1 protein-coding gene is annotated in these 1,448 nt (G+C 55.9%); it reads left to right on the forward strand.

Annotation, left to right across the window (positions count from 1 at the left end; all coding sequences use genetic code 11):
* Positions 1–1,388 (forward strand): adenosylhomocysteinase (gene ahcY, locus B9P63_RS18760; protein WP_425439769.1); only part of this gene is annotated, 1,388 nt, incomplete at its 5' end.
* Between the last annotated feature and the right edge of the window lie 60 nt (positions 1,389–1,448).

Here is a 1,448-nt window from a genome sequence, read left to right on the forward strand (position 1 = left end):
TGGCCAACGACTATATTGTTAAAGACATCGCCCTTGCGGATTTTGGCCGCAAGGAACTCGATATCGCAGAAACGGAAATGCCGGGCCTGATGGCGCTGCGCAAGGAATACGGCGCAGAGCAGCCTTTGAAGGGTGCGCGCATCGTTGGTTCGCTCCACATGACGATCCAAACCGCAGTTTTGATCGAAACACTGGTTGAGCTTGGCGCCGACGTTCGCTGGGCCTCGTGCAACATTTTTTCCACGCAGGACCATGCGGCGGCGGCGATTGCGGCGGGCGGAACGCCTGTTTTCGCGATCAAGGGTCAGTCCTTGGAAGAGCACTGGGATTACCTCGACAAGTCCTTCGCCTTCCCCGACGGCGCGAACATGATCCTGGACGATGGCGGCGATGCGACGCTCTACATTCTGTTTGGTGCACGCATGGAGGCGGGTGAAGACATCCTGTCCGTGCCGACCTCTGAAGAGGAAGAAGTGATCAAGAAGCAGATCCAGAAACGCATGGCCGCGTCCCCGGGTTGGTTTACCAAGACCCGCGCTGCGATCAAAGGCGTGTCCGAGGAAACGACGACAGGCGTTCACCGTCTGTATGAGCTACAGCGCGACGGCCAACTGCCGTTCCCTGCGATCAACGTGAACGATTCCGTGACCAAGTCGAAGTTCGACAATAAATACGGCTGTAAAGAGAGCCTTGTGGACGGTATTCGCCGCGCGACGGACACGATGATGGCTGGCAAAGTTGCTGTGGTCATGGGGTATGGCGATGTGGGCAAAGGCTCTGCCGCGTCGCTTTCCGGCGCTGGTGCGCGTGTTAAAGTGACCGAAGTCGATCCGATCTGCGCCTTGCAGGCGGCGATGGATGGCTACGAAGTCGTTCTGCTCGAAGACGTTGTTGATAGCGCCGATATCTTCATCACCACGACCGGCAACAAGGACGTGATCCGCATCGAGCATATGCGCGAGATGAAGGACATGGCGATCGTTGGCAACATCGGTCACTTCGACAACGAAATCCAAGTTGCTTCGCTGAAAAACCACAAATGGACCAATATTAAAGAACAAGTCGACATGATCGAGATGCCCAATGGGCACCGCTTGATCCTGCTGTCCGAGGGCCGTTTGCTCAACCTTGGTAATGCGACGGGCCACCCGTCTTTCGTGATGTCCGCGTCCTTCACCAATCAGGTTCTCGCGCAGATGGAAATCTGGCTGCGTGGCAAAGAGTACAAGAATGAAGTCTACATTCTGCCCAAGCATCTGGACGAGAAAGTCGCGCGCCTGCACCTTGACCGTATCGGCGTGAAGCTGTCCAAGCTGGACCCCGAGCAGGCCGCCTATATCGGCGTATCGCCTGACGGCCCGTTCAAGCCCGAGCACTACCGTTACTAAGTGAAAGAAATTGGTTCCATGACACGTCAAAATTACACATTCACTTCGGAATCTGTTTCC

Origin of the sequence: Planktotalea arctica (genome assembly GCF_002105285.1) — a bacterium.
Classification (GTDB): domain Bacteria; phylum Pseudomonadota; class Alphaproteobacteria; order Rhodobacterales; family Rhodobacteraceae; genus Planktotalea; species Planktotalea arctica.